The organism is Sediminimonas qiaohouensis DSM 21189 (genome assembly GCF_000423645.1).
GTDB classification, from domain to species: Bacteria; Pseudomonadota; Alphaproteobacteria; order Rhodobacterales; family Rhodobacteraceae; genus Sediminimonas; species Sediminimonas qiaohouensis.
In genome coordinates this window covers 1-6,190 of record NZ_AUIJ01000048.1, presented here as the reverse complement: position 1 = coordinate 6,190, position 6,190 = coordinate 1, and the positions used below count along the sequence as shown (strand labels likewise).

Sequence of the window (6,190 nt, the reverse complement as noted above, 5' to 3'; positions counted from 1 at the left end):
GAACCCTGGGCACCTTCACCGGCACCGGGCCGATCCCGGTCATGACCTCGCGCTCCGGCAGATAGCCATGGCGCACGAGGCGGGACCGGCCATCTTCGGTCTTGTCATCGGCATGGGAGGCAAGCAGAGCGGCCAGTTCCGCTTCCACCGCCTGCTCGATCAGGCGACGCGCGCCGGAGCGCAGGATATCCGTCAGCGGATCGGGCGAAAATCCCGATGGATCAGGCAATGGCGTGATGGTAGACTTCGTCATGTGGCATATCCCTTTCTCTTCGGAGAATTGACGGCGCGTGAACACCGCCATGATATGCCGCCCCTCAGGGGCCATCACCAACTTTCAGCTATATCTCGCAGCCTACGCCAGATGGGTACAATTTTTCCAGCCTCCGAAATTTACCAGCAGCACTATAATCCAATAGAAATTTGCAACCTCTCGTCTGCCCCGCTGGACCTGTGAGAACTCCTTGATGCTGCTGCAAGAAGGAGCTCATGGGGACGGGCCGCCCGCCATCACCGCTCTGTTGCCGGGCGCGCGGCGGTGCGGCGCTGCGCGAGGTGCCGGCTGAGTTGCGCAACGGCGGCCTTGAACAAGATCCCGAAGGTCAGAAACCACAGCGCGGCATAGGCGTAACACCAGCTCAGAACACCGGGGACATCCGTGATCGCAGCAACGCGCGCGGCCCGGGCGACGAGATCGTCGGCGCCGATCACCGACGATGTCGCAGAGGCCATGACGATGATCATGAAATACTGCAGCGTAGCGAATCGCACCGGAGCGCCGAAAAGCGGACGCCCGTCGCGACGGGCGCCGGCGATCTGGTCGGACAGAAAGCCCGTCACCGGCACGGCGAGTGCGACCGCCGCCTTGATCCAGGTCGGCAGGGGAACCGCCTCTCCAGAGAGAAGTACGATTTCCCGCGGCAACATTGCGGCGAGGTAGAACATCAGCACGAAGGAGGGCACGTTGCGGCACAAGGCCGTTGCGGACCGACCCGCCGCCCGGCCGGCGCCGTCCATGCCGATCCGGACCACGCCGAGAACGAGCCCGAGCATGCCACCGACCGCCATCGCGAGAGCGGAGATACTGAGGTTGGTCGCGAAGCCTTCGGCCATGTAGGGCGTCCAGGCCAGAAGGATGTCGAAGATATCCGGAAGGGTCATGTGATCCATCTCCGTACAACACTCAGGACAGCCATTACCGCCATCACGAAAGCGAGGTAGAAGACGAGAAGGAGGTTCATCATCGTCACCTTGTCGGCGCCCTCGGCGACGAGATCGGCGGTGGCGGTGATGATGTCGAGGAACGCGATCGCGCTGACCATGCCGGCAGCCTTGACGATGTTGACGAGGGTGGCCTCGATCCCGTCATAGGACAGCCGGAATGCCTCGCCCAGGCTGGCCTGCGGCCGTGTGCAAAACGCGTTTCCGAGAAGAACGGCGATCGTGGCGCCCGCATATCCGGACAGGACGAGGGCGCCGACGGCGAATGCGCCGGGGCGCATCCCTGTCTGCGCCTGAATCCAGCCGGTCAGCCCGAAGTACAGGATGTAGATCTGCAGGATCGGCGGGGTCATCTGCGCCGTGGCGACGATCCCGCGGACAATCCAGCCGAGCGGTCGGAGGAGCCGCGGGCCGGATTGCGTCCGACGCATGGCGAGGGCGGCCAACGCGCCTGTCGCGAGCCCGCCCGCAACGGCGGCGATGGACATCAGGACGGTGTTGCCCAGGCCCGAGAGCAACCGGGTTCTGTTGAACTGATCGAAGAACGGCGCTAGGTCGAAGCCGGTCGCTCCGGCCAGACCCGCCGTCCAGGCGGGCGCCGGGGCGGGAGCCGCGGTTCGCGCGATGCGGCTCTCGAGGCAGGCTGCCGGAAAGGCGCCGTCCTCGCCGCGCGTGCAGCGATCTTCCCCGTTTGCGGAGGGGGCCCATGTCTTGGCGCTTTCGAGAAGAAAGGGAGATGGGCGGGGCAGCCAGCGTGCCTCGATCTCGAGCAGCGTGCCGTGCCGATGCCAGTCCGCGATCATGTCCTCGATTATCGTTGCGAGGCGAGCGGTGCCTTCCTCCCGGCGAAGTGCCATTCCCCAGGGCGTGGTCTCGACTGGTTCGAGCCTGACGTCATAGCCGCTCCATTCCGGAAGCTGCGCCACCCCCGAAAGGATCGTGTCGTCGTAGGCCAGCCCGACGCAGCGACCGTCGCGCAGCGCGGCCTTGGCATCTGCGAGCGTCGGGAAGACCATCGGCTCGACCATCAGGTTTTCCTGCATATGACGATTGTAGTAGGCCCCCCGTACGAGTCAGACGGGGCGACCCCGCAGATGCCGCCAAGTCGTGAAGGGCGTGGTTTCGGGGGCAAGGAGGCGCACGCCGCTTGCGTAATAGTGAGGTCGCAGAATGCGTGCGACCTGGCGCCGCTCGACGGTGTCGCCGAGGGTCGCGATCAGCAGGTCGACATTGCCCTGCTCGAGCCGTGCCAGGCGATTGGCGGCGGTCACGGATTTCAGACTCAGGTCGACGTCGAGTGCGTCCGCGATGCGGGCCGCGAGGTCGGGCTCGATGCCGACGATCTCTCCGCCCGAGTCGTAGTGGCCCCATGCGCCGTAGTCGGATTTCACGCCGACGACGAGCACGCCGCGCGCACGGATGTCATCGAGCATATCGGCCATCGCGTGCCGTGGCGACACCGCGATGAGCAGCACGGCGAGAAGCAGGCCGAGCTGCACCGGCAGGGGGAGGCGTGGGGCGAGTCGGGTCACGATCCAGACCCGCCGGGTCGAGCGACAGCCAGCAACCCGTATCCCATCGAGGCCGGCGTGATCGGCAGAAGCGCGTGATCGATCCCGCGCGCGATGGCATGATGGGTGACGGCGGCCTCTGGCAGAACGCTGTCTGGGATTATCGTCTCGACAACCAGGCCGGCCCCTTCGAGCTCGTCCCGGAAGGTCCGGGTGTCGAACAGCTTGTAGAAGAGCTCGACACGGTTTCCGCCTAGCGCGCGCGAATAGGTGATCTCGCCCATCGCGCCGGCCTTTTGGGCGGCCTGCTCCTTCCGGAACCGGCGGACCCGGTTTGGCACCGACACGATCACGCGGCCGTTTTCCGGATGAACCGAGCGCCCGAGAAGGCGCAACACCTGGCGGCGCATCTCCGCGTCATCGATATGGCTCAGCACGCCGAAGAGGCAGGTCGCGAGGTCGACGGGACCGGTCGCCGCCAAGAGGGCCTCGACCTGCTGGACCTCCGGGCCAATGAGCGTGATCTGTGCGGCCGAGCCTGCCTCGGCGCGCCTTGCCGCGGCGGCAGCAAGCGCCGCGCGGGAGATATCGAACCCGATCGCCTGTCCTTCTGCACCCAAGTGCCGGGCTAGGGGAATGAGATAGCGTCCGTTCCCGCAGCCGTAATCGAGGACGCGGCCGCCCGTGGAAAGGAGTGCTTTGAGACGGGCCATGACGCGTGCGTTGGGCCGGGGATAACGGCGGTCGTAGTGACCTGCCCCGTAATAGGTCTCGTACTGCTCTGCCATGCGGTCTGCATTGCCGCGAATGAAGGAAGTGCCGGGGGTCCAGTGGGCAGTCATTGCGCGAAGCCTTTCGTTATACCGGCGGAACCAGTCGAGGGCGATCTATTCCCCGACCATTGGGCGGCAGCCCTTCGGCTACGGGACGCTCTCAGGGTGGTGTCGGAAAGACCGGCCTTTTTCCCCAATTCCGAAGCAAACTGACCTCCGTCCCTATACTTGGCCCCATTTGGCGACAATTGCCTTGGCTGCATCGCTTTGTTGATCGCCAACAAGGCGATATTGGGGCGTTTATGGGCGGGGAAAGAGCCGTTTCTCGGGCGATTCAGCGGCGGCGAGAGCAAAGCCTGGTTGTCTCTTCACGGATTACCCTAAGGGGGTGTTGGCTACCCAATCTCATCGTGAACTGAATGCTCCGAGCAAAGCGTCATCTTCAACGTAAGATGGCACTGAGATCCGACGCCCAAGTAGCCCTTGATTGCCTCGCCTGTCAACGAAGCAATATCTGGGCATGGTGGATTGCCCGTTTGATCCTTGTCGTCCTCACCAAAGCACCGGCCTGTGAAAGATTGACGCTTGGCGAGAGCCTTGGCACCGTGGTCCACATCCATCCTAACTCATTGATGTATGCAGGGCCCATTTTGGGTATCCGTGGTCTACATAGACCCTTGTTTTATTGGAGTATCTTGAGTTTCTGGGAACCCCCTACGGGCTACCACCTTCCCAAAATACATGACCGTTTTTCCAAGTGGCCATATCGGTCCGCCGATGCTGGCTGCCGCGATATGCGCCATACTTGAATGGGTGAGAGTCGAGCAGCGGCTCGCCAGCGACGGGAAACAGCTTACTGACTTTAGCGATACTTGCTTAACACACTGATAAAGAAACATATTTTGGAAAGCAGGCATAGACACACGCTTCAGCGCCATGCTCTCGCCCCAAGCGGGAATGCCGACCATTCCTTGCCTTTCCCCTTCAAATGCTCATGATGGGCCGTGATCGGGAGGGTCCTTCGGGCCACTAAGCGGGCTGGAGGACGATGTCCGGGAAATCCAACACCTATGCACTTGGCGTGCTAACCGCGGTGTTTGCGATCAATCAGCTCGACCGGAATATCCTGGCCATCACGCTTGATCAAATCGGCACGGAATTCGCGTTGACGGACACACAGCCTGGCCTGCTGTCCGGTGCGATGTTCGTCCTTGTTTATGTGCTGATCGGTTTTCCGGTTGCTCGGCTCGCCGCGCACAGGAACCGCCGCAACATATTATCCGCGGCCGGCGCCAATATCGGCGTGCTGTTTGCCTTTCTCGTCGGCGCCATTGCGGGTCAGGCGCTTGGCTGGCGGTGGACTTTCGTCATCGTTGGCCTGCCGGGGGTGCTGCTGGCGCTCCTGTTGCGGTTCACGGTGGCGGAGCCGCACCGTGCAGATGCGGGAACGCCGGCGAGGCAGGGATCGCTTTTCCTCCTGACGTGGCGGACCATCCGGAACGATGCAGGCCTGTTTCACGCCATGTGCGGATTGGCCGTCACCGGCATTGTCACCTTCGGCGCGCTCACCTGGAATGCCACCTTCATCATCCGCGCGCACGACCTGAGCCAGGCGCAAACAGGCATCTACCTGGCGCTCATCGTCGGTATTCTCGGCGGGCTTGGCACATGGGCCGGCGGGGCGATCGCCGACCGGCTCGGCGCGGACACCTCGCGTTGATCCTTAGTCATGAACATCTCCTTTTTCCCAAACCTGGGAGATTAATGGAAATGTCCCGCGAGTAACGGCATATCTACACTTCGCAATGCGTTCGAAATAGTCGGCTGGCTCGTCCCCAGCCGTCTGGAGGTCTGGGAAATGTTGCCGGACGAATAAACCGTCTCGAAAACGATCAGCAAGTTGAGGTCCAGATTTCTTAGCCCCGACATATGTCCGCCCCTTGTTATTATTCCCAAACCGAACGTAGCGCATTCCAATCATTTGGGTATTCGTTGTTTTGATGAATTTGTGAAGGTTCGAGCGCAATCACACGCGCCCTACCGATGCCTGGATATGAGCGGGTCGGTGTAGGACCGGCGCAGCGAGAGCATAGGCAAGTATAGATAGGAAAAATTTGAAGTACGTGAAACTGGGCGGCGCAATGCCGTTTTCCAGGGCGGTGAAGTTTTGTGCACGCGCAACGCGCGCCCTGTCAGCAGTGCCGCTCCCTCTGGCGCTGACTGTCTTGACCGAGGGCGCGACCGCGGAGTCCGCGCGGGCCCTGAACTGGATCAACCCGAGTGTAAGCCCGTCATTCGTGGCAGACGGCAGTTGCATAGCCGGTCCCTTTAAAAACTAGAACAATACGCGGGTCCAGGTCGAGATATAGCTGAAAGTTGGTGATGGCCCCTGAGGGGCGGCATATCATGGCGGTGTTCACGCGCCGTCAATTCTCTGGAGAGAAAGGGATATGCCACATGACGAAGTCTACCATCACGCCATTGCCTGATCCATCGGGATTTTCGCCCGATCCGCTGACGGATATCCTGCGCTCCGGCGCGCGTCGCCTGATCGAGCAGGCCGTGGAAGCGGAGCTTGCCGCTCTGCTTGCCTCCCATGCCGATGACAAGACCGAAGATGGCCGGTCCCGCCTCGTGCGCCATGGCTATCTGCCGGAGCGCGAGGTGATGACCGGGATCGGCCCG

The 6,190-nt window shown here is 62.4% G+C and carries 6 protein-coding genes and 2 pseudogenes; 2 read left to right on the top strand and 6 right to left on the bottom strand.

Going from position 1 to position 6,190, the window contains the following annotated elements; genetic code table 11:
* The 5 genes and pseudogenes from G568_RS0117320 to G568_RS19405 form a co-directional block, all read right to left on the bottom strand.
* Positions 1 to 253: pseudogene (locus G568_RS0117320) on the bottom strand (IS256 family transposase); the annotation flags it as partial.
* A 257-nt stretch (positions 254 to 510) separates the two neighbouring features.
* Complete coding sequence (locus G568_RS19810; RefSeq protein ID WP_051203151.1) at positions 511 to 1,161, bottom strand: ABC transporter permease; 651 nt, start codon at positions 1,159 to 1,161, stop codon at positions 511 to 513.
* Positions 1,158 to 2,249, bottom strand: coding sequence for a hypothetical protein (locus tag G568_RS0117310; protein WP_157084464.1), 1,092 nt, complete (start codon positions 2,247 to 2,249; stop codon positions 1,158 to 1,160). The genes G568_RS19810 and G568_RS0117310 overlap by 4 nt, the downstream gene beginning before the upstream one ends.
* Before the next feature lie 45 nt (positions 2,250 to 2,294).
* On the bottom strand, positions 2,295 to 2,720 hold the full coding sequence (locus G568_RS20900; protein ID WP_026759142.1) for a transporter substrate-binding domain-containing protein: 426 nt from the start codon (positions 2,718 to 2,720) through the stop codon (positions 2,295 to 2,297).
* A gap of 29 nt (positions 2,721 to 2,749) precedes the next feature.
* Positions 2,750 to 3,574 (bottom strand): class I SAM-dependent methyltransferase, encoded by an 825-nt coding sequence (locus G568_RS19405; protein WP_084627466.1) that lies wholly within the window; start codon positions 3,572 to 3,574, stop codon positions 2,750 to 2,752.
* A 1,024-nt stretch (positions 3,575 to 4,598) separates the two neighbouring features.
* Here G568_RS19405 and G568_RS19400 point away from each other — a divergent pair.
* Complete coding sequence (locus G568_RS19400; protein WP_211222281.1) at positions 4,599 to 5,225, top strand: MFS transporter; 627 nt, start codon at positions 4,599 to 4,601, stop codon at positions 5,223 to 5,225.
* 41 nt (positions 5,226 to 5,266) lie between these two features.
* Here the strand turns inward: G568_RS19400 and G568_RS20090 are convergent, their stop codons facing one another.
* Entirely contained in the window at positions 5,267 to 5,434 is a 168-nt protein-coding gene (locus G568_RS20090) for a LysR family transcriptional regulator (protein WP_084627464.1), read from the bottom strand.
* 528 nt (positions 5,435 to 5,962) lie between these two features.
* Between G568_RS20090 and G568_RS19395 the strand changes: the two are divergent.
* Positions 5,963 to 6,190 (top strand): annotated as a pseudogene (locus tag G568_RS19395) (IS256 family transposase); the annotation flags it as partial.

What these genes read in the sequence shown, in the direction of transcription:
- G568_RS19810 (WP_051203151.1), bottom strand. Translation starts at nt 1,161, where the DNA reads ATGACCCTTCCGGATATCTTCGACATCCTTCTGGCCTGGACGCCCTAC.
- G568_RS19405 (WP_084627466.1), bottom strand. Translation starts at nt 3,574, where the DNA reads ATGACTGCCCACTGGACCCCCGGCACTTCCTTCATTCGCGGCAATGCA.
- G568_RS0117310 (WP_157084464.1), bottom strand. Translation starts at nt 2,249, where the DNA reads ATGGTCGAGCCGATGGTCTTCCCGACGCTCGCAGATGCCAAGGCCGCG.
- G568_RS20090 (WP_084627464.1), bottom strand. Translation starts at nt 5,434, where the DNA reads ATGTCGGGGCTAAGAAATCTGGACCTCAACTTGCTGATCGTTTTCGAG.